At 69.0% G+C, this 24,943-nt stretch carries 18 protein-coding genes; 12 read left to right on the top strand and 6 right to left on the bottom strand.

Annotation, left to right across the window (positions count from 1 at the left end; translation table 11 throughout):
• Positions 1 to 86: 86 nt before the first annotated feature.
• Positions 87 to 2,474, bottom strand: coding sequence for a transglycosylase domain-containing protein (locus tag ACIHAO_RS01850; RefSeq protein WP_396554780.1), 2,388 nt, complete (start codon positions 2,472 to 2,474; stop codon positions 87 to 89).
• Between the two features lie 502 nt (positions 2,475 to 2,976).
• A complete protein-coding gene (locus ACIHAO_RS01845; protein ID WP_125780012.1) occupies positions 2,977 to 3,390 on the bottom strand; it encodes a DUF5318 domain-containing protein in 414 nt (137 codons plus the stop codon).
• A 248-nt stretch (positions 3,391 to 3,638) separates the two neighbouring features.
• Here ACIHAO_RS01845 and ACIHAO_RS01840 point away from each other — a divergent pair, with 248 nt between their 5' ends.
• Positions 3,639 to 4,184 carry a PadR family transcriptional regulator gene (locus ACIHAO_RS01840; RefSeq protein ID WP_005168208.1) on the top strand — a complete coding sequence of 182 codons (546 nt, stop codon included), beginning with the start codon at positions 3,639 to 3,641 and terminating at the stop codon, positions 4,182 to 4,184.
• A gap of 63 nt (positions 4,185 to 4,247) precedes the next feature.
• Positions 4,248 to 5,336 (top strand): inositol-3-phosphate synthase, encoded by a 1,089-nt coding sequence (locus tag ACIHAO_RS01835; protein ID WP_396554281.1) that lies wholly within the window; start codon positions 4,248 to 4,250, stop codon positions 5,334 to 5,336.
• 165 nt (positions 5,337 to 5,501) lie between these two features.
• Here the strand turns inward: ACIHAO_RS01835 and ACIHAO_RS01830 are convergent, their stop codons facing one another.
• Positions 5,502 to 6,140 carry an HAD family hydrolase gene (locus tag ACIHAO_RS01830; RefSeq protein ID WP_396554280.1) on the bottom strand — a complete coding sequence of 213 codons (639 nt, stop codon included), beginning with the start codon at positions 6,138 to 6,140 and terminating at the stop codon, positions 5,502 to 5,504.
• A gap of 77 nt (positions 6,141 to 6,217) precedes the next feature.
• On the opposite strand from ACIHAO_RS01830, the gene ACIHAO_RS01825 reads away from it, so the two are divergent.
• The 8 genes from ACIHAO_RS01825 (at position 6,218) to ACIHAO_RS01790 (ending at position 17,430) form a co-directional block, all read left to right on the top strand.
• Complete coding sequence (locus ACIHAO_RS01825) at positions 6,218 to 6,676, top strand: MarR family winged helix-turn-helix transcriptional regulator (protein WP_396554279.1); 459 nt, start codon at positions 6,218 to 6,220, stop codon at positions 6,674 to 6,676.
• Positions 6,666 to 7,883, top strand: coding sequence for an MFS transporter (locus ACIHAO_RS01820; protein ID WP_396554278.1), 1,218 nt, complete (start codon positions 6,666 to 6,668; stop codon positions 7,881 to 7,883). Before ACIHAO_RS01825 ends, ACIHAO_RS01820 begins: the two co-directional genes overlap by 11 nt.
• Positions 7,884 to 7,981: 98 nt before the next feature.
• Positions 7,982 to 10,024 (top strand): PhoX family protein, encoded by a 2,043-nt coding sequence (locus ACIHAO_RS01815; RefSeq protein ID WP_396554277.1) that lies wholly within the window; start codon positions 7,982 to 7,984, stop codon positions 10,022 to 10,024.
• Positions 10,025 to 10,202: 178 nt separating this feature from the next.
• Positions 10,203 to 12,305, top strand: coding sequence for a PhoX family protein (locus tag ACIHAO_RS01810; RefSeq protein WP_396554276.1), 2,103 nt, complete (start codon positions 10,203 to 10,205; stop codon positions 12,303 to 12,305).
• A 126-nt stretch (positions 12,306 to 12,431) separates the two neighbouring features.
• Positions 12,432 to 14,036 (top strand): SdrD B-like domain-containing protein, encoded by a 1,605-nt coding sequence (locus tag ACIHAO_RS01805; protein ID WP_396554779.1) that lies wholly within the window; start codon positions 12,432 to 12,434, stop codon positions 14,034 to 14,036.
• Positions 14,037 to 14,191: 155 nt separating this feature from the next.
• A complete protein-coding gene (locus ACIHAO_RS01800; protein ID WP_396554275.1) occupies positions 14,192 to 14,815 on the top strand; it encodes a class I SAM-dependent methyltransferase in 624 nt (207 codons plus the stop codon).
• Positions 14,816 to 14,868: 53 nt separating this feature from the next.
• Positions 14,869 to 16,596: a hypothetical protein gene (locus ACIHAO_RS01795; protein ID WP_396554274.1), complete on the top strand. Its 1,728-nt coding sequence runs from the start codon at positions 14,869 to 14,871 to the stop codon at positions 16,594 to 16,596.
• A 147-nt stretch (positions 16,597 to 16,743) separates the two neighbouring features.
• On the top strand, positions 16,744 to 17,430 hold the full coding sequence (locus ACIHAO_RS01790; RefSeq protein ID WP_396554273.1) for an SDR family oxidoreductase: 687 nt from the start codon (positions 16,744 to 16,746) through the stop codon (positions 17,428 to 17,430).
• 285 nt (positions 17,431 to 17,715) lie between these two features.
• Here the strand turns inward: ACIHAO_RS01790 and ACIHAO_RS01785 are convergent, their stop codons facing one another.
• The 3 genes from ACIHAO_RS01785 to ACIHAO_RS01775 are packed head-to-tail and all read right to left on the bottom strand — an operon-like array spanning position 17,716 to position 21,466.
• Positions 17,716 to 19,023, bottom strand: coding sequence for an amidohydrolase family protein (locus ACIHAO_RS01785; protein WP_396554272.1), 1,308 nt, complete (start codon positions 19,021 to 19,023; stop codon positions 17,716 to 17,718).
• A gap of 14 nt (positions 19,024 to 19,037) precedes the next feature.
• Positions 19,038 to 19,688: a response regulator transcription factor gene (locus ACIHAO_RS01780; protein ID WP_125731249.1), complete on the bottom strand. Its 651-nt coding sequence runs from the start codon at positions 19,686 to 19,688 to the stop codon at positions 19,038 to 19,040.
• Positions 19,685 to 21,466, bottom strand: coding sequence for a sensor histidine kinase (locus ACIHAO_RS01775; protein WP_396554271.1), 1,782 nt, complete (start codon positions 21,464 to 21,466; stop codon positions 19,685 to 19,687). The genes ACIHAO_RS01780 and ACIHAO_RS01775 overlap by 4 nt, the downstream gene beginning before the upstream one ends.
• A gap of 180 nt (positions 21,467 to 21,646) precedes the next feature.
• Here ACIHAO_RS01775 and ACIHAO_RS01770 point away from each other — a divergent pair, with 180 nt between their 5' ends.
• Both ACIHAO_RS01770 and ACIHAO_RS01765 read left to right on the top strand, forming a co-directional pair.
• A complete protein-coding gene (locus ACIHAO_RS01770; RefSeq protein WP_125779989.1) occupies positions 21,647 to 22,342 on the top strand; it encodes an ABC transporter ATP-binding protein in 696 nt (231 codons plus the stop codon).
• Complete coding sequence (locus ACIHAO_RS01765) at positions 22,342 to 24,591, top strand: FtsX-like permease family protein (RefSeq protein WP_396554270.1); 2,250 nt, start codon at positions 22,342 to 22,344, stop codon at positions 24,589 to 24,591. The genes ACIHAO_RS01770 and ACIHAO_RS01765 overlap by 1 nt, the downstream gene beginning before the upstream one ends.
• Positions 24,592 to 24,943 lie beyond the last annotated feature (352 nt).

Here is a 24,943-nt window from a genome sequence, read left to right as displayed (position 1 = left end):
GATCGGTTCAGGTTCACCGGCGCGAAGAAAAAAGGTGTGCCGGACGACCGCCCGGCACACCTTCCTTCATGCGTTTCGCCCGGTCGTCACGGGTCCTCGGCGTTCGGGAACAGCGGATCCGAAGTCCCCGGTCCCGGCCTTGTCGGTTTGGTGGGCTTTGTCGGCTTCGTCGGCCAGCCGCCGGTCTCCGTCGTCTCGGTCGGCGAGGTCGGCGTCGACGGTGACGGGGTGGTCGACGGCGTCGAGGGCGGTGTCGACGTCTCCGGCGGTTTCTGTGCCGTCGTGGACGGCACGTACCGCGCGTCCTTGCCGATCGATTTGACGTTCGCGAACTTCTCCGAAGGCTTGCCGGTCATGTACCGGGACATGAAGTCTTCCCAGATCGGACCGGCGATCGTCCGGCCGTAGAGCGCCTTGCCGCTCTTGTCGTGCAGCGGCTTGTTGCCGTCGCCGCCGACCCACACCGACGTCGAGATGCTCGGCGTGTAACCCACCATCCAGGTCTGCGCGTTGCGGTCGCGGTAGCTCGCCGGGTCGCTGTCCTTGAAGTCGTACTGCTGCGTCCCGGTCTTGCCCGCGCACTCGTGGCCCTTCGGGCACTTGAGCTTCGAGTACGGGATCACCTCTTCGAGCGCGTCGGTGACGTTGCCCGCGATCTGCTTGCTCTTGTCGGCGTCGTCACTGAACGCGGGCGTGCCCTTGGGAGCCGTCTCGTCGAACTCGACCTCGTCCTGCGAGTTGGTCAGCTTGGCGACGAAGTGCTGCTTCTGCCGGACACCCTCACCGGCGAACGTGGCGAAACCGGCCGCCATGTCCTCCGCGGTGGTGACCGTGCCACCACCGCCGAGCGCGATGTTGATGTCGGGGCTCAGCTTCGCCTTGCCGCCTTCGGCCTCCACCATCACGCCGGCTTCCTTCGCGGCCTTCGCCACCGGATCGATCTTCGTCTCGTTGCGGACCATGTCGTAGAACACGGTGTTCGCGGAGACCTTCATCGCCTCGGCGACCGTGCACTGAGGACCACAGCTGGAGCTCTCGCCCGCGTTCCGGACCGTGCGGCCGTCGAACTTCCGGTTGTTGGTGCCGTCGAAGGTTTCGCCGAGGCCCTTGCCCATCTTGAGGAACGCGGCGAGGTCGAAGGCCTTGAACGCCGAACCCGGGTTGTGCGGCACGTTCGCCCAGTCGATGGCCTGGACGTCCTGGCCCTGCGCGTTCTTCGTCCAGTCCGGACCGCCCCAGTACGCGACCACGCCGCCGGTCTTGGGGTCTATCGCGACCAGCGCGTTCAGGATGTTCTCGTCCGTCTGGCCCTTCATTCCCTCGGCGACGGACTCCTCGGCCATCTTCTGCGCCTTGGGGTCGATCGTCGTGGTGATCTTGAAGCCGCCCTGGTGCAGGCGGTCCTGGTCGTAGCCGCGGGCTTCGAGTTCGTCGATCACCCGGTTGCGGATGTGCAGGCTCAGCGTCCCGGCGTTGTCGGCCTTCGCCTGCGCTTTCGGGATCGGCTTCGGGAACTGCGCGGCGGCGCGCTCACCCGGATCGAGCCACTTGTTCGCCACCATCTGGTCCATCACGAAGTTCCAGCGTCGCTGCGCGTACGCGTCGTTCTCGGACTTGCTCGGGCCCTGGATCAGCCCGGCGAGCAGAGCCGCCTCGGACGCGCCGAGCTCCTTCGCCGGCTTCTTGAAGTAGGCCTGAGCGGCCGCTTCGATGCCGTTCGCGCCGCGGCCGAAGTAGATGGTGTTGAGGTAGGCGGTGATGATCTCCTCTTTGGACATCTGGTTGTTCATCTTGAAGGATTTGGCCAGCTCGGTCCATTTACGGGTGAGCGTCGGCGCCTCGTTGGCCGTGGCCTTCTTGATGTACTGCTGGGAGATCGTCGAACCGCCGCCCTGGCCGCCGGTGACGTTGTTGTAGACCGCGCGCAGGATGCCGCCGACGTCGAATCCGGAGTTGGTCTCGAACGAGGAGTCCTCGGCCGCGTACACGGCCTTCTTGACGGTTTCCGGGATGTCGCCGGGCTGCAGCAGGTACCGGCTGCCGCCACTGGCGGGCGCGATCTTGCCCATCTGGCTGCCGTCGGCGTACATCAGCGTGATCGGCTGGCTCTGCAGGCTCGCGACGCTTTCCTGCGTCGGGACGTCCACGAAGAAATAGGTGACGACGAACGCGATCGCGGGCACCACGACGAACAGGCCGAACATCGCGTAGAGGACGCGGCGGATGATCCGCCAGCGTCGCTTCTTGCGCTGCTTCGGCGTGAGGACCTTCTTCTTGCCGTCCTCTTCGTCTTCGGCGGGCTCGTCCTCGTACGGGTCTTCGCCCTCGGCGCCGAGCGCGGCGCTTTCGTGACGATCGTCATAGCGATCGTCGTACGGGTCGTAGCCGTACGGGTCTTCGGTGCCGTTGTGCGCGTGATGCGTGATGAGATCCGGCTCGCGCTCGTACGGCTCCGGTTCGACCGGCCGGACCAGCGCGGTCGCCTGGTCGGCGGGAGCCGGGGGACGGCGGTTGACGGGTGGGGGCGGCGGCGGACGGTGGCCGGCGGTGCCCTGACGGACACGATGATCACCGCCGGGGCGGCCACCCGGCGGCGGTGGGGGCCCCGGCCTGCGCGGCGGCATGCCGTTGGGGCGCCGCGGGGCCGCGGGACGGCGTGGTTCGCCCGCGTCGTTGTCGGACGGCCACTCCGGGCCGCCGCTGTCACCGCCGGGCCACTGCGGATTCGGCGGAGTCGCGGAGCGTGGCGGAGTCGAGCGGGGAGTGCCGTTCGGAGGCGTCCGGCGCTGGGGGCGGCGCGGGGGTTCTTCGCTCGGCCAGCCGGGTTCGTCGGCTTCACCCGGCCACTGGGCACGGCGAGGTGCATCAGGCTCCTGGCCTGGCCAGGAGCGGTTGCGGTCGTCGTTCACGAATGGGCCTCCCAGACCGGCGCTTCGGGGGACGCCGCTCTGTGCTCAACTGCGTTTTCGATACCTGTCACTGACCCGCTGTCCTCTGCGAACGGGTCCGTGGCCGGGTGGTTCCCGGATCTCCTGTTCCGAGGACGTAGGAGCGCACCAGGTGGTTCCAGTGACAGCTCCCGCAGACCTCGACCTCGTAGACGGTGAACTCCGCGAAGAGCCCGTCCATCCGCACCAGTTCTTCCGGCGTCTTGGCCGATCCGGCGGCGTGCTTGAGCTCGTCGCCGTACACCCAGGACACCAGGGTCAGTTCCTCCCGATGACAGACCGGGCAGTCCTGCTCACCTGGTCGTCCGTGGAATTTCGCGGCCCGCAGGAGGTACGGGCCCGCGTCGCAGACGTCGTACGTGCCGACGCGTCCGGAGTGGACGCCCTTGAGCAGCGAGCGCCGCTGTAAGGCGTAGTCCACGACCTGCCGCTGGTTTCGCACGCCAACAGAGTACGGGCTATTGCTGTGTGGTCCACGCCCCGTTCGCGAGGGGACGGTCCGTGCGCGGTCGGACACGCCGAAGATTCGATAACTGTCCGATGAATTTCGGCCGGATTTCCGGGTACCCGTTCGGGGTTAGCTACACCACTCCGATGTATCGGCGCGATATAGTGGGCCGGTAGGTTGACCGAGCCGGTCTCGGTGGCCAACGCGACCGGTCGCGGTTTGTTCCCGGAAGGGGGTGCGGTGTGCTCGAGCTCGCGATCTTGGGGCTGCTGCACGAGACCCCCATGCACGGTTACGTGCTGCGCAAACGTTTGCATGAGACGCTCGGGATGTTCCGGACGTTCTCGTACGGCTCGCTGTACCCGACCTTGCGCCGGCTGCTTCGTGCCGGTTACCTCGTCGAGGAACTCGAAGAGGTGGAAGACCGGGCATGGGCACGCCGGGGCAAGCGCGTGTACAAGCTCACCGCCGAGGGCAAGGAACGGTTCGCCGAACTGCTCGGCGACGCCGGGCCGCAGACGTGGGACGACGAAGGCTTCGGCGTCCACCTGGCGTTCTTTTCGAGGACACCGGCCGACGTCAGGATGCGAATCCTGGAAGGCCGTCGTCGTCGGGTCGAGGAGCGCCGAGAAGGGCTTCGGACGGCAATGGCGCGGGCCGAGGAGAAGATCGACCGCTACACCCGTGAACTGCACCGGCTCGGGCTGGAGTCCAGTGAGCGGGAGGTGCGCTGGCTCAACGAGCTCATCGCGCACGAACAGGCCGAGCAGCGTGGACCGGAGACCTGAGGCGCTCCGGAGTGCTCGCTGCGCACCACCTACAACTGTTGAACTAATGAAGGAGAAACCGGCATGGGCGAGAACCGCCGCGTTCGGGTGGCCATCGTGGGCGTCGGCAACTGTGCGGCCTCGCTGGTCCAGGGCGTTCAGTACTACCGCGACGCAGATGCCGGCACTCGCGTGCCCGGTTTGATGCACGTCGTGTTCGGCGAGTACCACGTCCGCGACATCGAGTTCGTCGCCGCGTTCGACGTGGACGCCAAGAAGGTCAGCCGCGACCTGTCCGAGGCGATCTTCGCCAGCGAGAACAACACCATCAAGATCGCCGACGTGCCGCCGCTGGGCGTCACCGTGCAGCGCGGTCACACCTATGACGGACTCGGCCGCTTCTATCGCGAGACCATCGAGGAGTCCGACGAGACCCCGGTCGACATCGTCGCCGCACTGCGCGAGGCCGAGGTCGACGTGCTCGTCTCGTACTTGCCGGTGGGCTCCGAAGAGGCCGACAAGTTCTACGCGCAGGCGTGCATCGACGCCGGTGTGGCGTTCGTCAACGCGCTGCCGGTGTTCATCGCCTCCGACCCCGAGTGGGCGGAGAAGTTCCGCGCGGCCGGCGTCCCGATCGTCGGTGACGACATCAAGTCCCAGGTCGGCGCCACCATCACGCACCGTGTGCTGGCGAAGCTGTTCGAAGACCGCGGCGTCCAGCTCGACCGGACGATGCAGCTCAACGTGGGCGGGAACATGGACTTCCTGAACATGAAGGAGCTGGAGCGGCTCGAGTCGAAGAAGATCTCGAAGACCCAGTCGGTCACGTCGCAGGTCGACCGCGAGCTGGGCAAGGGCAACGTCCACATCGGGCCGTCCGACTACGTGCAGTGGCTCGACGACCGCAAGTGGGCCTACGTCCGGCTCGAGGGCCGCGCCTTCGGTGACGTGCCGCTGAACCTGGAGTACAAGCTCGAGGTGTGGGACTCGCCGAACTCGGCGGGCATCATCATCGACGCCGTGCGCGCCGCGAAGATCGCGAAGGACCGCGGCATCGGCGGTCCGATCCTCTCGGCTTCCTCGTACTTCATGAAGTCGCCGCCGGAGCAGTACGACGACGCCACCGCGCGTGACGAGGTGGAGAAGTTCATCTCTGATTCTGTCGAGCGCTGACGCAAACCCGCCGAAGGGGCGCCGTTCCGCTTCCACCTCGCGGTGGGTGCGGAGGGCGCCCCTTCATCGGGTTTCCGTGGGCCTTCGGCCCGAAGGAGGGCGCTCGACGGTGAAGTCTCCGTCGGGCGCGGGCGCCCTTGGGGAGACCTTTCCGGTCGCGGCCCTTTAGCTCTCTTGCTGCAGGGCCGCCGGCAGGTCTGTGATCTTCCCGACCACCGTCGTCTCCGCCAGTACCGCCGGATCCGGCGGGAAGTGCGGATTCGGCACCGCGTACACCTTCATCCCCGCGGCCAGCGCCGCGCGCAGCCCGTTCGTCGTGTCCTCCACGGCCGCGCAGTTCTTGGGCTCCGCGCCCAGTAGTTCGGCCGCCTTCAGGTACACGTCGGGCGCCGGTTTCCCCGCGCCGACCTGCTCCGAGGACACTGCTGTCGGCACCGGCAGCCGCGTGATGTCGAGGAACGCCTTGATCAGCAGCGGCGGTGACGAGCTCGCGATCGCCACCGGCCAGTGCTTCGCGACCTCGCGTACGACCCCCGGCGCGCCCGGGATGATCGGCGGTTTCTCCGCGTATCGCCGCGCCATCCGCTCGATCACCACCTGCGCGACGTCCGACGGCCGGAGCCGTACGCCGAGGTCGTGCGCCAGGTAGGCGGCCCATTCCGGGGTGCTCATCCCCTGCATCGCCCTGGTCGATTCCTCCCGCCAGGTGCCGTGGAACTCGTGGACGACCGCCCGGCGGACCTCGTCCCACATCGTTTCCGAATCCACCAGGACACCGTCGAGATCGAAGATCACCGCTTCCACACCCTCAACCCTAGGCGGTGGAAACCTGTGCGGCATATTACTTAGCCCTGCTCAGTAATTTTAGTTAGCATGGCTAAGTGACCGCGAAAGTCGCCGACCTCGCCCATCGGCTCCGCCCGCTGGTGTTCCGGCTGTACTACCTCGTCCGCCGGGAGACCCCGCAGGTGCAGCTCACCCTCACCCAGGGATCGGTGCTGTCGGAGCTGCTGAACGGCGGTCCGCGCCGGATGAGCACGCTCGCCGAACTGGAACGGGTCCGGATGCCGACGATGACCGACGTCGTCCGCCGTCTCGAACGGCTGGGGCTGGTCAGCCGCCGTCCCGATCCCGCCGACGGCCGGGCGGTGCTCGTCGAGGTCACCGAGGTGGGGCAGCGCTTCCATCGGCGGTTGATCGTCGCCAGGGAGGAATTCCTCCGCGAGCGGCTCTTCGAGCTGGACGAGACCGACCGCACCGCGATCGAAGCCGCACTCCCCGCTCTCACCAGGTTGCTGCACGAAGACAAGAAGGAGGAACTGATCCGCGATGAGCGCTGAGCACCACTCGAGCCTGTTGGACGCCGTCAAGGGACAGCCCAAACAGGTATGGATCACCGCGTTCGCCGCGGTCATCGCGTTCATGGGCATCGGGCTGGTCGACCCGATCCTGCTGTCGATCGCGGAGGGCCTGAAGGCGACGCCGTCCGAAGTGACGTTGCTGTTCTCCAGTTACCTCGGCGTCCAGGCGGTCGCCATGCTGGTGACCGGCGCGATGAGTGCCCGGTTCGGGGCCAAGCGGACCGTCGTCGTCGGGCTGACACTGGTCGTCGTCGCCACCGCGCTGTGCGCCGCGTCCGGGTCGATCGAGCAGCTCATCGGGTTGCGCGCGGTCTGGGGTCTCGGCAACGCCTTCTTCATCGCGACCGCGCTTTCGGTCATCGTCGGCGCCGCGACCGGCGGCCAGGCGGGCGCGATCCTGCTGTACGAAGCCGCGCTCGGTGTCGGCCTCGCGGTCGGTCCGCTGCTGGGCGCCCTGCTCGGCAGCATCTCGTGGCGTGGCCCGTTCTTCGGCACTTCGCTGCTGATGCTGTGCGGTCTCGTGCTGTGCTCGATCTTCCTGACCACCGACGCGAAGGAGAAGCGGCCCAAGATCCGCCTGCTCGACCCGTTCCGCGCGCTGAAGCACGGCGGCCTGCTGCGTACCTCGATCGGTTCCGCGCTCTACACCGCCGCGTTCTTCGTGGTGCTGGCCTGGTCGCCGTTCGTGCTGGAGTGGAGCGCCGTCGCCGTCGGCCTGATCTTCTGCGGCTGGGGCCTTTCGGTCGCCGTCGCGGGGGTGGTGCTGGCGCCGAAGCTCGCCGCGAAGCTCGGCGAGCGGCACGCGACCGTGGTCGCCGTGTTCGGCTACGCCGTGCTGCTGCTGATCATGGCGATCCCGAGCAAGCCGGTGCTGGTGGTCGGCATCATCCTGTCGGGGCTGGTGTCCGGTCTGCTCAACACGCTCTTCACCGGCACGGCCATGTCGATCAGCGGCGCGCCACGTCCGGTCGCGAGCGCGGGCTACAACTTCTGCCGCTGGCTCGGTGGCGCGGTCGCCGCGACCGTCGTCGGTCATTTGGCCGAGTGGTTCGGCGCGAAGCAGGCGCCGTTCGTCATCGCCGCGATCCTGTGCGTGCTCGCCGGTGCCCTGCTGACGATCCGTGAGAAGACCGCCGACCCGCACACGATCCCGGCCGAAGCGGTTCTCGTGGGCGAGGAGATGTGAACCGGAACAAAAGGTGAACGCCGGACCAACGAGGGGTTTCCTCTCGTTGGTCCGGTGCCTTAGCGTCGACCTCCCGAACTGCCTGACCGGAGGTCCGAGTGAAGTTCCTTCCGTTGCTGGCCGGCCACTCACCAAGCCGGGCGTCAGTGACCTGTACCTACCGCTGTGGCGACGCGTGCTTCCACGACGCGCCGAACACCTCGGACAACCCCACCTTCGCCGACGTGCTCGGCGCGGTGAGCCGCCGTGGCGCGTTGAAGGCGACAGCCGTCGTCGCGCTGGCCGCCGGCACCCCGCTCGCGCTCGCCGCACCCGCGTCGGCCACTCCCGAGGGGCGTCCGAAACCACCACCCGGCACCGGCTACAAGCGGGTCCAGCCGAACACGCTCGACGCCGTCGTCGTGCCGGAGGGCTACGAGCAGGGCATCGTGATCCGCTGGGGTGACGCGGTGCTGCCCGGCGCGCCTGAGTTCGACTTCGACCACCAGACGGCCGAAGCGCAGGCGAAGCAGTTCGGCTACAACTGCGACTTCGCCGCGCTGCTGCCCCTTGATCATTTCGGACTCTCCTCGCTCCTGGTCACGAACCACGAGTACACGTCGGAAGAGTTCATGTTCCGCGGTTACGACCGGGACAACCCGACCGAGGAACAGGTCAAGATCGCCTGGGCCGCCCACGGGCTGACCGTCGTCCAGGTGTCGCGCGGACGCGACACCGGGCACCTGCGGCCGAGGATGTCCCGCTACAACCGGCGGATCACGCTGCACACGCCGTTCAAGGTGACGGGTCCGGCGGCGGGCAGCGACCTGCTCAAGACCGCCGCGGACCCCACCGGAACGGTCGTGCTGGGCACGATGAACAACTGCGCGGGCGGGGTCACGCCGTGGGGCACGATCCTGTCCGGCGAGGAGAACATCAACCAGTACTTCGGCAACGCGGACACGGTGGCCGATCCCGCGAAGCGCAAGCGATACGCGCGCTACGGCATCAAGGGCACCGCGACCACCCGCAAGTGGGAGCGGTTCGACGCGCGCTGGGACATCGCCAGGGAGCCGAACGAGGCCCACCGCTTCGGCTGGGTGATCGAACTGGACCCGAACGATCCGGACAGTACCCCGGTCAAGCACACGCATCTGGGCCGGTTCAAGCACGAGACGGCGAACATCCGCGTCGCCAAGGACGGCCGCGTGGTCGCCTACTCCGGCGACGACGAGCGCTTCGAGTACATCTACAAGTTCATCTCGAAGGGCCGCATGAAGCCGGGCGACAGCGCACACGCCCGGCGGCACAACATGACCCTGCTCGACGACGGCACGCTCTACGTCGGCCGGTTCACCGGCGACAGCCCGGCCGCCGAGATCGACGGCACCGGGAAACTCCCCGGTGACGGCGAATTCGACGGCAGCGGCGAATGGATCCCGCTGGCGTCGGGCAACAAGTCCTTTGTGGACGGAATGACCGCCGAAGAGGTGTACGTTTTCACCCGCGAGGCGGCCGACAAGGTGGGCGCCACCAAGATGGACCGCCCGGAGGACATCCAGGCGCATCCGCGCACCGGCCGCATCTACTGCGCGCTCAGCAACAACGTCGAACGCGGCAACCCCGGCAAGGAAGGCGCCACCGAGCCCAACCCGCGGCTGAACAACAAGCACGGTCAGGTGCTGGAGTTCGAGGAACGGCGCGGCGACGCGCTCGCGCTGACGTTCAGCTGGCGGCTGTTCCTGGTGTGCGGTGATCCCGCGTCGCCGGACACCTACTTCGCCGGTTTCCCCAAGGACCAGGTCTCGCCGATCTCCAGCCCGGACAACGTGGCCTTCGACGAGCACGGCAACCTGTGGATCTCCACCGACTCGGCGGGCGCGCTCGGCATCAACGACGGCCTCTACTCGGTGCCGCTGGAGGGCCGCAACCGCGGGGAGCTGAAGCTGTTCCTCACCGTGCCTCGCGGCGCGGAGACCTGCGGGCCGATCGTCGAGCGGAAGATCGTCACGGTCTGTGTCCAGCATCCGGGTGAAGTCGACGGCGCGAACGCCGACAAACCGGCCTCCCATTGGCCGGACGGCGGCGAAACCCAGCCCCGTCCCTCGGTGGTGGCGGTCTGGAAACCCGGCAGGCACGGCCTGTCCGACATCGGTTCTTAGTCGGTAAGCAACGATCTAGCAGTACTTTTCGTCGATGGCGCGCGGCCGGTCCGGCAGCGCGCCATCGCTCGTTCGCGCGCTGTTCATCTGCCGGCCAGAGCTGGATCGTTTTGGTCGCTTACCGTCACGACGTTCCCCCGACTGGACTACGTGTACCCACCGCGACCATGGAGGCCCTGTGTCCTTCGAGCCTCAGCGGCTGCTGCCGTTGATCACCTCCCACCCCGGTGGCCGCTCCGCGGTCACCTGCGAGTACCGCTGCGGCAACGCGTGCGCCCACCCCGAGCCGAACACGTCGGACAACGAGTACTTCGGCGACGTCGTCAAGAACATGCTGTCCCGTCGTGGCGCGCTGAAGGCGAGCGCCGTGATGGCCGCGGCCGCCGGTGGTTTCGCCGCGCTGTCCGGCACGGCCGCCGCCGAGACCCCCGCCGACGTGTCCGCCGCGGGCCACGGCAAGCCGGGCCGCCCCGGGCGTCCGGTGCCCGGCACCGACTTCGAAGCGGTGCCGCCGAACACGCTCGACGCGATCACCATCCCCGAGGGTTACGAGCAGCGCGTCGTCATCCGCTGGGGCGACGCCGTCGAGTGGGGCGCGCCGAAGTTCGACTTCCACAAGCAGACCGCGGCCGCGCAGGCGAAGCAGTTCGGCTACAACTGCGACTTCGTCGGCCTGATCCCGCAGGACCCGCTGGGCATCCGCAACCTCATGGTGGTGAACCACGAGTACACCACCGAGGTCCACATGTTCCCGGCCGACCAGTACGACCCGAAGAACCCGACCGAGGAGCAGGTCAAGATCGCGTGGGCCGCGCACGGCCTTTCGGTCGTCCAGGCCTTCCGCGACCCGATCGGTGGCGCGCTGCGCGTGACGCCGAGTCCGTTCAACCGCCGCATCACGTTGAACACCGCCTTCGAGGTGCGTGGCCCGGCCGCCGGTTCGAAGTACCTCAAGACGTCCGCGGACCCGACCGGCCGCAAGGTCTTCGGCACGCAGAACAACTGCGCCGGCGGCGTGACCCCTTGGGGCACCGTGCTTTCCGGTGAGGAGAACGTCAACCAGTACTTCGCCAACGCGGCCAAGGTCACCGACCCGGTCGCGGCGGCCCGCCTGAAGCGGTACGGCTTCTCCGGCACCGAAAGCACCCGAAAGTGGGAGCGGTTCGACAAACGCTGGGACCTCGCGCAGGAGCCCAACGAGGCCAACCGGTTCGGCTGGGTCGTCGAGATCGACCCGAACGACCCGAACTCGACACCGATCAAGCACACCGCGCTCGGCCGGTTCAAGCACGAGGCCGCGAACATCAAGATCACCAAGGACGGCCGTGTCGCCGTCTACTCGGGTGACGACGAGCGCTTCGAGTACATCTACAAGTTCGTCTCCAAGGGCAAGTACAAGCCGGGCAAGAGCGCGCACGCGCGTCGCCACAACTCGGCGCTGCTCGACGACGGCACGCTCTACGTCGGCCGGTTCACCGGCGACAGCCCGGCCGCCGAGATCGACGGCACCGGGAAGCTCCCCGCGGACGGCGAATTCGACGGTGTCGGCGAGTGGATCCCGCTGGCCGCCGGTGACAAGTCCTTTGTGGACGGTTTCACCGCCGAAGAGGTCTACGTCTTCACCCGCGAGGCGGCGGACAAGGTCCAGCCGACCAAGATGGATCGGCCGGAGGACATCGAGCCGAACCCGGTCAACGGCCGGATCTACGCGGCGCTGACCAACAACAGCCAGCGTGGCCCCGCCGGCAAGGCCAACGTCGACGAGGCGAACCCGCGGCCGAACAACCGCAACGGGCACATCCTCGAATGGGAAGAGAACGGCGGCGACGCCGCGGCCACGAAGTTCTCCTGGCGGCTGCTGCTCGTCTGTGGTGACCCGAAGACGGCGGACACCTACTTCGGCGGCTTCCCGAAGGAGCAGGTCAGCCCGATCTCCTGCCCGGACAACGTCGCGTTCGACCGGCACGGCAACCTGTGGATCTCCACCGACGGCAACGCGCTCGGCGCCCACGACGGCCTGTTCTCGGTGCCGGTCGACGGTCCGGAACGCGGGCACGTCAAGCAGTTCCTGTCGGTCCCGGTCGGCGCGGAATGCTGTGGCCCGGTGGTGACCGACCACCTGGTGCTCGTCGCCGTGCAGCACCCCGGTGAGGACGCGGCCAGCTCCGCGAACCCGACGTCGCACTGGCCGGACGGCGGCACGACGCAGCCGCGGCCGTCGATCGTTTCGGTGTGGAAGAAGGGCCGCTGGGGCCAGGTCGGCCGCATCGGCGTCAAGTAGTGGCCTCCGGCGCCCCGATCACTCTCGGCGAGACTCTTCTGCCTGATCGGGGCGCCGGACGACACCGTTCGGTGATGACGGAACGGTGTCGCGCTCATTAGCTTCAGCCCTGTGAAAAGGGCACTGGTGTTCATGGCGGCAGGCGCACTCGTGGCGGGCATCGCTCCCGCGTCCGCGCAGGCCGAGACCGTCCCGTCCGGCTGCGCCGGCGGCGCCGCGCCGAATCCGAGCGTGGAACAGGGCAGCCCGCCCGCCGGGTACATGTTCAACCCGGCCGCGCCGGTGCCCATCGGAACGCCGAGGAGCAAACAGCCGCGGCTGTCGACGGCCGGCGGCTACCAGTCCGACGGCGGCAAATACGCCCTGATCTCGACGCCGGACAAGATGATCAGCACCGCTTACGCGGCGATGAAGTTCGTACCCGGCGCCGTCTACACGCTGACCGACTGGACCGGCACGAACGACGGCAACCTCCGGCGCGCGGACGCCGTCCAGGAGACGGGGCTGCGGTTCTACGACGGCTCCGGCAAGGTCGTGCTGGAGAACAAGCTCAAGGTCGTGCACGCCGTCGAGGCCGACGGCAAACTGGCCCGGCAGGACTTCCCGCCATCGACCGCCCCGTCGTCGGCGAATGCGGTGAAGTTCTTCGCCGCCACCGATCGCAACTGGGTCATGTGGGACTGCGTCCATCTGCGGGTCGCCTCGTTCTCGGCCAAGGCCGAGGTGCGGGATCCGGCGAGCGGGGCCTGGGGCGCCACGGCCACCCTGGAGGCGGGTACCACCGCGAACTACCGGTTCACCGTCACCAACGACGGCACCACGACGCTGACCGACATCAAGGTCGAAGACCCGTACTGCGACGTGAAACCCGCCCCGATCGCGACCCTCGAAGGCGGCAAGTCCGCGACCGTCACCTGCGACCACAAGAACGTCACCGAAGCGGACAACGGCCACGTCAGCACCGTGACCGTCTCCAGCGGAACGGTGCCGAAGAAGACCGCGACCACGACCATCAAGGTCACGCCGCCGCCCGCGATCGACGAGATCGGCGAGTTCGTCTGGAACGACCTCGACCGCAACGGTCTGCAGGACTCCGGGGAACCTGGCGTTCAAGGCGTGAAGGTGACTTTGAAGGACGCGTCGGGCACCGCGCTCGGCACGCTCACGACGGACGCCGGCGGCAAGTACCGCTTCACCAAGCTGAAAGACGGCATCTACCAGGCCTGTTTCGACATCAGCGGGCTTCCCTTCACGTACACGACGAAGGACGCGGGCGACGACGCGAAGGATTCGGACGCCGACCCGGCGACCGGCTGTACCGCGACCACCACGGTCGGCCCTCGTAAACGCCTGGACCTGACGCTCGCGGCGGGGTTGGCCGCGCCGACGAGCAAACTGGGCGACTTCGTTTGGCTGGACAAGGACAAAGACGGCCTCCAGAGCCGCGACGAGCTCGGCGTCCCGGACGTGAAGGTGACGCTGAAGGACGCTTCGGGCAAGGAAGCGGGCTCGACCGTGACCGGGCCCGACGGGCGATACGCCTTCGAAAGCCTGCGTCCGGGCTCGTACCAGGTGTGCTTCGACGTCGGCTCCCGTCAGCTGACCCGGCCCGGCGCGGCGCGGTACAACGGCACCGATTCGGCGGCGGATCCCGCGACCGGCTGCACGCCGGTGGCCTCGCCGGGAGCACCGGAAGACCTGACCAGGGACGCCGGCCTACTCGAGCCCTGAGCGCTGCCGATGGTGCCGCTGGCTCGTTCGGCGCGCCCAATGTGGCATTGGGGACGCTCACCGTCCCCAATGCCACATTGGGCGCACCCGCTGCCCGTTTCTGGTCGCCGCGCACGAGCGCGAATTGTCGGTGGGTGCCGCTAGCGTCGCCCATCGTGACCGAACCTTCGTTCCTGACCACCACCCGCGAGTCCTACGACACCGTCGCCGAGGCCTACGTGACGCGGATCGGGCCGCTCTTCGAGCAGGAGCCGATCAGCCGCGCGATGCTCGCCGCGTTCACCGAGCAGGTGCGCGGCCCGGTCGCCGACGTCGGTTGCGGCCCTGGCCATGTCACCGCCCATCTGGCGTCGCTCCGCCTCGAGGTCACCGGTGTCGACTTGTCGCCGAAGATGATCGAGATCGCTCGCCGTCAGCACCCTGAGCTGCGGTTCTTCGTCGGCTCGATGACCGCCCTCGATCTCCCGGACGGCGAACTGGGCGGTCTCGTCGCCTGGTGGTCGATCTTCCATCTGCCGCCGGAGGTGCTGCCGGCGGTGTTCGCGGAGTTCCGCCGCGTGCTCGCGCCGGGCGGGCGGCTGCTGCTCGGGTTCCACGTCGGCGACGAGCGCCTGAGCCCGGAGACGGCGTACGGCCACCCGGTCACCTACGACGCGTACTTGCTGGATCCCGGCAAGGTCGCCGACCTGCTGGGAAAGGCAGGCTTCGAGGTCACCGCGCGGCTGGCCATGGAAGGGAGGAAGCTGCCACAGTCCTGCCTCGCCGCCCGGGCGGTTTGACTCTGGGGCCGCGGACCTGATCTCCTGCGCACGCAACCGAGGCGGGCGGGGCCATGACGCAGACGAACACGACGACGGGTGAGAACACGCCCGACTGGCCTTCGCGCACCTGGTTCCGGCGGCCGTCGACCTGGACGTGGTTCGGGTTCGGCCTGGTGCTGATGGTCTACGCCGAGCTGGCCTGGCGCCGCCGCTGGATGAGCGACGACGGGTTGATCGTGCTGCGGACCGTCCGCCAGATCCTGGCAGGCAACGGTCCGGTGTTCAACATCGGCGAGCGGGTCGAAGCCAACACAAGTCCTTTGTGGACAGCGGTGTTGAGCGTCCTCGGGCTGATCCCGGGAGTGCCGCTGGAGTGGATCTCCGTGGTCACCGGGCTGCTCTTCTCGGTCGCCGGGCTGTTCTTCGGCCTGGACGGCGCCCGGCGGCTCTACCAGCCGCTGGCGTTCCACGGGCTCGCACCCGCCGGCGCGCTGGTGGTGTGCGCGTTGCCGCCGTTCCGCGACTTCGCGACGTCCGGGCTCGAGACCGGCCTGATCACGTTGTGGCTGGGCGGCACCTGGTGGCTGCTCGTCCGCCGTATGTCCACAATGGACGATCTGCGCACCTGGCCGGTCGCGCTGGTCGCCGGGCTGGGACCGTTGGTACGGCCCGATCTCGCGCTCTTCAGCGCCGTCGCCTTGGCCGCGCTGTTCGTGCTCGCGCGGCAGGGACGTCGTCGCACGCTGGGTCTGCTGGCGGTGGCCGCCGCGCTCCCGTTGGCCTATCAGGTGTTCCGGATGGGCTACTACGGTCTGCTGACGCCGAACACCGCGCTGGTCAAAGAGGCGTCGGAGGCGAACTGGGCTCGAGGCTGGTCGTACCTGACCGACCTCGTCCAGCCGTACTGGCTGTGGCTCCCGTTACTGGCCCTCGCCGCCGCCGTGGTCGCCGTCACGTCCACTGTGGACAAGACCTTCGCGGTGCTCACCGCGGTCCCGGTGGCCGGCGCGGTGCTGCTCGCGCTGTACGTGATCCGGGTCGGCGGGGATTTCATGCACGGGCGCATGCTGCTCCCGGCGCTGTTCTGCCTGCTCTTGCCCGTGCTGGCCTTGCCGGTGACGAGGGTGACCGTGGTGCTTCTGGCCGTCGTAGGGATCTGGGCGGTCGTGGCCGCCGGGTCGCTTCGCCCGTCGTACTCGGCTTCTCCGCGCGCTGTCGGCGTCACGGATGAGCGCTCGTTCTGGTCGCGCGCGACCGGGCACGAGCACCCGATCCTGGCGGAGGATTACGCCGGCCATCCGTTGATGCCCTCGACGCTGGAAGCGATCCGCGGCGTGAGCGGCCCCGCGGTGCTGATCCAGGACTACGCGACCAGACGCTGGTACGCGTACCCGACGGACCGGCCGTACGTGACCGTCGCCGCGGACAGCATGGGCGCACTCGGCCTGCTGATCCCGCTCGACATGCGGCTGCGCGACGGATACGGCCTCGCCAACCCGTTCGCCGCGCATTCGACGTCGCTCCCCAACGGCAGGCCCGGCCACCAGAAGTGGCTGCCCGCGGTGTGGGAGCTGGCGAATTCGGCGCGGCTCCCGATCGCCGAGGGCGGCCCGGCCCGCGGCGAGGACGTCGCCGCCGCACGAGCGGCGCTCGACTGCCCGGACATCAGGGCGATCGACGCGTCGGTGCGGGATCCGCTGACGGCCGGACGATTCGCGGACAACCTCATCGGGTCGTTCACCCGCGGTTCCGTCCGGTTCCCCCGGGTGGCGACGCCGCCCGTCGTGTGCGGCAACTGAACACGCGAGTTCCGCCCCCAATCACGCGAGTTCGCTTTTCAATCACGCGAGATCGCCGTCTGATCACGCGAGTTCGCTTTTCAATCACGCGAGATCGCTCCCTGGACACGCGTCAGTGGTCCGGACCCGAACCACTAGCGTGGCGGTATGGCTGATCTCCCCTTGGCTCTCGTCACCGGCGCCACCCGCGGTATCGGCGCCGCGGTCGCCCGCGCGCTCGCCCCGACCCACCGGCTGCTGCTCGGCGGTCGCGACGCCGACGCGCTCGGTGCGCTCGCCGGCACGCTGCCCGACGCCAGGCCGTGGCCGATCGACCTGACCGACACCGAGACGCTGGAAGCGGCGACCGCCGAATTCGGCGAGCTGGACGTGCTGGTGCACTCGGCGGGCGTCGCGCGGCTCGGCACGGTCGAGGCCGCGACCGACGCCGACTGGCGGGCGAACTTCGAGGTCAACGTCCTGGGAGTCGTCACGCTGACCAGGCAGCTGCTGCCCGCGCTGCGTGCCGCGAAGGGGCACGTCGTCGTGATCAACTCGGGTGCCGGGCAGAACGCGCGCCCCGGCTGGGGTCCGTACGCGGCCAGCAAGTTCGCGGTCCGCGCCTTCGCCGACGCGCTGCGGGAGGAGGAGTCCGCGCTGCGGGTGACGTCGGTCTATCCCGGCCGCACGGACACCGAAATGCAGCAGGCGATCGTTGCCGACGAAGGCCGCGCGTATGAGCCGGAACGCTTCCTGCGCCCCGAATCCGTCGCGGCCGCCGTCCTCGCCGCGGTCTCCGCCACCGGTGACGCGCACCCCACTGACGTGACCCTCCGGCCGCGCGGCCTGGTCTAGCCACTCCTGCTCGCTTTGCCCTGCTCGCGTTTGCTTCGCCGCTCGCTTGGCCCCCCGGACCGGTTTCCGCCGCCAGTCCCGTTTGCGCCCAATGTGGCATTGGGGTCGCTCAACGTCCCCAATGCCACATTGGGCGCCCAGGCCCAGCGGCGAGTTGTCCACAGCCTCGCACCGTTGTGGACAACCAGGCCCTGATCAGCACTTTTCCGCAGGCCCCAGCCCCAACCCCCGATAGACTGGCCTCGGGGCCGCCCCCTGGGACGGGTGGGGGGCTGGGTAGGTGAGTTAAGAGCGCAGCCGCGCCGAGGTCTCCGCGACTTCTGCCTGCACTTTCGCGCGGTCGACGCGCAGGGATTCGCCGTCGCCGACGACCTGCTCGCCAGCCACCCACACGTCGCGGACGCGCCGCGAGCCGGCGGCCCAGACGAGGTTCGAGAGCAGCTGCTCGTCCGGGACGTCGATGCCCGCCGCGAACGCCGGGTCGTCGAGGTCGACGTGCACCATGTCGGCCCATCGGCCGGTTTCCAGCGCGCCGATGTCGGTCCGGCCCAGCGCGTCCGCGCCGCCGCGGGTGCCGAGCAGGAACGCGTCGGCCGCGGTCAGCACGGTCGATTCGCCGGTCGCGAGCCGCGCGAACATCGCTGAGAGCTGCAGTTCCTCCCACAGGTCGATGTCGTCGTTCGACGCCGGGCCGTCCGTGCCGAGCCCGACGGCGACACCGGCCTTCCGCAGTTCCGTGACGCGCGCGATGCCGGAAGCGAGCTTCGCGTTCGAGCCGGGGCAGTGCGCCATCCCGACGCCGCGCGCGGCGAACAGCGCGATGTCCTCGTCGGACAGGTGGATGGCGTGCGCGGCGAGCGTCCGGCCCCGCAGCATCCCGACCTTCTCCAGCAGCGCGGGCACCGAGCCGTGCTCTTCACGCTGTTTGACGTCTTCGAGCGCCGCCTCGGCCACGTGGATCTGCACCAGCGCGCCGCGTTCGGCCGCCGATTCCGCGGTCGCGCGCAGTGCTTCGGCGTTCAGCATGTACGCCGAGTGCGGCCCGTAGCCGACCTCGATCCGCTCGCCGGGCCCGAACCGGAGGCCGTCGGTGTCGATCCAGCGTTCGATGCTCTTCAGCATCGCGCGCCAGTCCATCCCCGGCAGTTCCATGATCGGCGGACCCAGCACCGCCCGGCCGCCGGTGGTGAGCACCGCGTCGGCGAGCTGTTCGCCTTCGAAGTACATCTCCGCGCTGGTCGTGACGCCGTGCCGCAGCATTTCGACCGAGCCCAGCATCATGCCGGTGCGGATGTCGGCGGGCTTCAGCTTCGCCTCGGCCGGCCAGATGATCTCGGTCAGCCACCGCAGCAGCGGCAGGTCGCCGCCCATCCCGCGCAGCAGCGTCATCGGGCTGTGCGCGTGCGCGTTGACCAGGCCGGGCAGGAGAAGACCGCTCAACCGGGTCACGGGAGCGGACGTCCCGGGAGCCCCGGACGCGGGACCGACATGGGTGATACGCCCCGTTTCGTCCACGTCGACCACGGCGTCACGCAGCAACGAGCAACCGGGGTCGGCGGGGAGTACGACGGGAGCGTGGAAACGGCGTTGCATGTAAGGAGCTTAGGTCAGTCCACGACACCGCTCCGCCACGCCCAGGCCGCGATCTCCACCCGGTTCCGCGCACCGACCTTGCCCTGCACCGACGCCAGATGTGTCTTCACCGTGGACAGCGACAGGAACAGCTCGGCCCCGATTTCGGTGTTCGTCAGCCCCTTCGCGGCGGCCTTGACCACGTCGAGCTCGCGCGCGGTCAGCGGTTCCGAAGGCGGGCTGACGTCGCGTTTCACCGTCCCGCCGTCGAAATGCTTCAGCAGCCGGACGGTGATCTGCGGCGAGACCAGCGCGTCCCCGCGCGCGGCCGCGCGCACCGCCTCGATCAGCAGCGCGGGCCCGGCGTCCTTCAGCAGGAACCCGCTCGCGCCGTTCCGCAGCGCGGTGTGCACGTATTCGTCGAGATCGAACGTCGTGACCACGACCACCTTCAGCGGATCGGCGACGTCCGGCCCCGCCAGCTGCTTGGTGACCTCGAGCCCGTCGATCCCCGGCATGCGGATGTCCAGCAGGCAGACGTCCGGCCGCAGCTCGCGCGCCTTCGCGACCGCCGAGACGCCGTCCGCCACGTCGGCGACCACCTCGATGTCGTCCTGCGCGTCCAGGATCATCCGGAAGCCGATCCGCACCATGTCCTGGTCGTCGGCGATCAATACCCGGATCACTCTTCTCCTTCAAGGGGTAGCCACGCTTCGACGCGCCATCCGCCGCCCGGCGCCCGTCCGGCGGAGAGCCGGCCGTGGAGCAGGGCGACACGTTCGCGCATGCCGATCAGACCGTAGCCGCCCGACCCGCCGGCCGGACGGCGCTCCGGCTCGCGTCCGTCATCGGTCACCTGGAGGTGCAGCTCGTTCCCGGTCACCTCGGCGATGACCAGCGCCTCCGTGGCGCCGGACGCGTGCTTGCCGACGTTCGTCAGCGACTCCTGCACCAGCCGCAACGCCGACCGCCCGACCTCGTGCGGCACGTTCGACGGCAGTTCGAGCTTCATCGACGTCTTCACGCCGTGGTTCGACCGTTCGATCAGCGTCCGCAGATCGGCGGCTAGGTCGGTGGTGGCCTGTTCGCTGAACTCGCTGCTCCCGGCGGGGGCGTCGCCGCGCATGCTCCGCACGAGCCGCCGCATCGCCGCGAGCGCCTCCACTCCGGCGTCCTCGATCCGGCCCATCGCCTCGACCGCGACCTGCGGATTCTTCTCGCCCATCATCTTCGCCGCCTGCGCCTGCACGACGATCCCGGTGACGTGGTGGGCGACGACGTCGTGCAGTTCCCGCGCCAGCGCCATCCGCTCCGAGGTCTGCGCGTCGCTGATCGCCGACTGGATGACCTGCGTGCGTTCCGAATCCCGCGAACGCAGCGCCAGTCCGACCGCCACCGCGATGCCGAGCAGCAGCAGCGCGGCGACCCCGTACCCGGCGATGTCGTCGGGGTCGGTCAGCAGCCTGGAACTCGGCCGTTTGGTGTTGAGGATCGAGGAAACCGCGACGACTCCGGTCAGCACCGCGAGCCGTGGCACGGCCTTGGCCAGCCCGGCCGCGCGGACCAGCGTGACGACCACTCCCATCCCCGCGACGATCTGTGTCCCCGGCACGCCGCCGGGCAGCGGGTAGTCGTAGCCGAGCCGGAGGAACGGGGTGACCAGCGTGGAAAGCAGCATGACGGCGGCGAGCGCCACTATCGCGTCGGCCGGTCGCCGTGGTGCGGCGACCGCGATGATCGCGGCGACGATCGAGCAGACCAGGATGGGCAGGCCGTGCGCCCCGCTGGCGTACGTGAAGCTGAATTCCAGGATCAGCGCGACGCCCAGCATGCCGATGAGCGGCCATTGGCCCATCACCAGCTTGTTGAGTTTTTGCAGCGTCTCGTAGCTTTTCGGATTCGCCGTGCGGTCACGCCCGGGAATCGCGAAGACCAGCGTGCCGCCCAGCAAAATGCCGCCGAACAGCATCGCCTGCGCCATGGTGCTGCCCGAGCCGCTGTAGTAGTTGAAGGTGTACCGGCCGGACACCGCGGTCAGCGTGGCCAGGACCAGGCCGGAGATCACGGCGAACGCGACACCCGGCCGCGTGCGGCGGGCGGCGTAGAACAGGATCTCGACCCCGGCCACCACCTCGGTGATGGACAGATGGGCGAGCACGCTCGAGTAGGTCGGGATGTCGAAATACCGGACGACCAGCGTGTACGCCACGAGGACGACCGACGCCGCGACCGTCGCGACGGCTGCCCGTTTCCGCGCCCAGAGCGCGCAGAACACCATCGCGAAGATGCCGGGGAACAGCAGCAGATCGATGCCGCGGCGGCCTGTGTCGTCGAAAGCGGCGTCGGTCACGAAGACCAGGTCGAAGGCGAGCGCGGCCAGCAGGACGACGGCGGGCATGCCGATCCGGCGCGTGAGCGCACTCACCCGCGCGGAGAACCTGTTCTGGGAGGGACCTGCTGTCACACCGTGACGGTAGAGGATCCGCCGCCGTCCGCACCTTGGCCGACCGGCCCGAACCGGGTCGGCCGATCGGCCGATGCGCGTGTGATCAGCACTGGCCGTCTGCCCGAAGTGGACACAGGTGGTTCGCGGCGAAGCTCTTCCCCGACGCCGAACACAAGTGACTGACTAGGGAGACTCGCGGTGGTAGATCCACAGTGGACAGGGCAGCCGGTACTCGCCGGGCGTGGACTGGTGAAGCGGTACGGCACGCAGCACGCGCTGGCCGGGATCGACATCGACATCCAGGCGGGGGACGCGGTCGCCATCGTCGGGCCTTCCGGCTCCGGTAAGACCTCGCTGCTGCACGTGCTCGCGGGGATCCTTCGTGCCGACTCCGGGCAGATCTTCCTTGCCGGACAGCGGGTCGACCAGCTCAACGAACGCAAGCGCAGCGAACTGCGGCGCACCGAGTTCGGTTTCGTGTTCCAGTCCGGGATGCTCGTCGCCGAGCTGAGCGCCGAGGAGAACGTCGCGCTGCCGTCGCTGCTGAGCGGCAAGGGGCGTAAGGAATCCATCGAGGCCGGCCGCGAATGGCTGGCGAAGCTCGGCCTCGCGGGCAAGGAGAAGCGCCGCCCCGGCGAGCTCTCCGGCGGTGAGGCGCAGCGCGTCGCGATCGCGCGGGCGCTGACGCACCGGCCGAAGGTGATCTTCGCCGACGAGCCGACCGGCGCCCTCGACACCCGCACCGGCCGCGCCACCATGGACGCGCTGCTCGCCGCGGCCGCCGACAGCGGCGCCGCGGTGATCGTGGTGACCCACGACCGCGAGCTCGCCGAAGCCATGCCGCGCACCGTCTCCATCCGCGACGGCCTGATCGCGACGAGGCTGGCCGCGTAATGAACAGTTTCCAGCTGGCCATGCGGGTGCTCCGGGTCGACCGCCGGACCCGCACGTCGGCCATCCTCACCGCGGTCGGGGTCGCCGTCGCGACCAGTCTGGTGATCCTGCTCGCCTCCCTCCCCGGTGCCACGCAGGCCCGCGCCCAGCGCGCGATCTGGCAGGACATCCACAGCTACTACTCCGAGTCCGATCAGCCCCAGCGCGCCGCGCCGCTGCTGATGGCCGCGAACAAGGACTACTCGGGTGACCGCGAGATCACCCGCGTCGACATCGCCCAGACCGGCACTTCGCCGACGCTCAGCCTGCCGCCGGGCATCCCGCGGCTGCCCGCGCCCGGCGAGGCGATCGTCTCCCCGGAGCTCGGGAAACTGATCCAGTCGACACCACAGGCGCAGCTCGGCGACCGGTTCGGCAAACTCGTCGACTCGCTCGGACCCGATTCGCTGCTGTACCCGGAGCAGTTGGTCGCCGTCGTCGGCCACACCCCGGAGTCGATGCCGACATCGGCGATGGCCGCGGACGGCTTCCCCGTCAAGGAAGCGAAGCCCGACCCGCTGCTCGCGCTGCTCGCCTGGGTCGGTGTCATCGTCCTGCTCGTGCCGAGCCTGGTGCTCGTCGCGTCTTCGGCCCGGCTGACCGCAGCCCGGCGTGAGGTTCGGATGGCCGCGTTGCGGCTGGCGGGGGCGACCCCCGGCCAGGTGACGAAGATCGTCGCCGCCGAGACGGCGTTGTCCGCGAGCATCGGTGCCCTGCTCGGCATCCTCGTGGCACCGGCGCTGCGAGGTCTCTCGACGTTCGTCCCGTGGGGCGGCGGCACGTGGCTCGCGTCGGACTTCAGCCTTTCGATCGGCTCGACCATCGCGATCGCCGTGGCGATCCCGCTGCTGGTGGTCTTCGCCGGGGTCCTCGGCATCCGCCGGGTGCTGAAGACGCCGCTGTTCGCGGCGTCGGCGCACGCTCGCAAACCGCTGCACTGGTGGCGTCTGCTCGCGGTGCCGGTGGCCGGTGCCTTCTTCCTCTTCGCGGTCAGCCAGGACGAATCCAGCATGATGATGGTGATGCTCGGCCTGTTCCTGCTGGTCGGTTCGGCCGCCATCGTCGGACCGTGGGTCACCTCGGCGGTCGGCGGCACGTTCGTCCGGATCTGGCGCAAACCGGCGTCGCTGCTGGCCGGGCGCAGGCTCCGCGACGACCCGAAGAGCGCCTACCGCGCCACCGCCGGTGTCGTGCTCGCCGTCTTCACCGGCTCCATGGCGCTCACCCTGCTGCCCTCGTTCGAGTCGATGGCGGGTGGCGGCCGGACCTTCAAGGACAACGTCCTCTACGCCGAGTCCGACGCGGCCCACGCGGGGCAGACCGTCGAGCAGACCAACGCCTCCCTCGCCCGCAACGGGATCACCGACAAGGCCATCGCGGTCGGTGAGGTCTACCTGGCCACCGGCGAGACGGGGACCCGCTCGCAGACGTTGAACCGGGCGTTCGTGATGAACTGCGAGAACGCCACGAAACTGCTGCGGGTGAACATCGGCGGCTCCTGCGCGCAGGGCCCCGCGATCTACAGCAGGCAGAAGATCGACCCGGCGGTGTACCGCGTGACGTCCGAGTACGACAAGGCGGGCACCGCGCTGGATCCGAAGGCAACGGTGCAGTTCGTGCCGAGCGGCGACGAGGACACGTCGAGCACGATCGTGCTCGACCCGGCCCTCCTGCCCGCGGGTGTCGAGCCGAAATACGTCAACGTGGTCGTGCCGACCACCCCGGCGAACGCCGAGGTCGTCCGGACCGCGCTGGTCGGCGCGGCACCCGGCCAGGAGGTCGGCAGCCGCGGCCTGCACCTGATCGGCCAGCAGCAGGAACTCGGCGACCTGCGCCGGGTCACCGTGATCGGCCTGATCGCCGCCGGCGTGCTCGCCGGATGCAGCGCCGCCGTGGCGACCGCTGGTTCGGTGATGGATCGCCGCCGCACCTTCGGGGCACTCATCGCGGCCGGGACACCGGTCCGGGTGCTGGCGAGGGCGCTGCGGATGGAAGCGGCCCTGCCCGCGATGGTGGCCACCATCGGCGCGGGTGTGGTCGGGATCGGAGTCGGCATGGGGCTCTACAGCATGGTCGAGAAGGACGCGGTCGTGCTGAGCCCCTGGCTGCTGGCACCCGTGGTGCTGGGAATCGGGGTGGCGTTGCTCGGGGCATCCGTCTCGACCCCGGCGCTCAAGCGGGTGCAGTCGGAGCCCTTGGCCGACGAATGAGAAAAGTTCGCCCGAATGGCGTCATGGCGTTCGGGCGGGCAGGTCTCGTGGGTGGAGTCGGTGATGATCCACCCACGGGCCGGGTGCCCGGTCGTCCCTCTGTCGGGGGAGGGATGAACGGGCACCGGGGATACGCAGGGGGTATCCCGAGGTGCGGGGTGTGAGAAAGGGCCGGTCAGGGACGTGGGGACGTCCTGACCGGCCCTTTCCGTCGTGCTGAGTGAGCAGCGGAGGGTGGCGTGTTGCGAAAGCCACTTTCGCAACCCAAGACCTTTCGAAACTGGGGGTGGGCAAGACGGGTGGGGGACCCTCCACCAGCGCCCCGTAAACCCCCCAAAACCCCGCGAATATA

Source organism: Amycolatopsis sp. NPDC052450 (assembly GCF_044547565.1).
Lineage (GTDB): Bacteria > Actinomycetota > Actinomycetes > Mycobacteriales > Pseudonocardiaceae > Amycolatopsis.
Note: the sequence above shows the minus strand (reverse complement) of the source record. Positions and strands in the feature narration are given on the sequence as shown.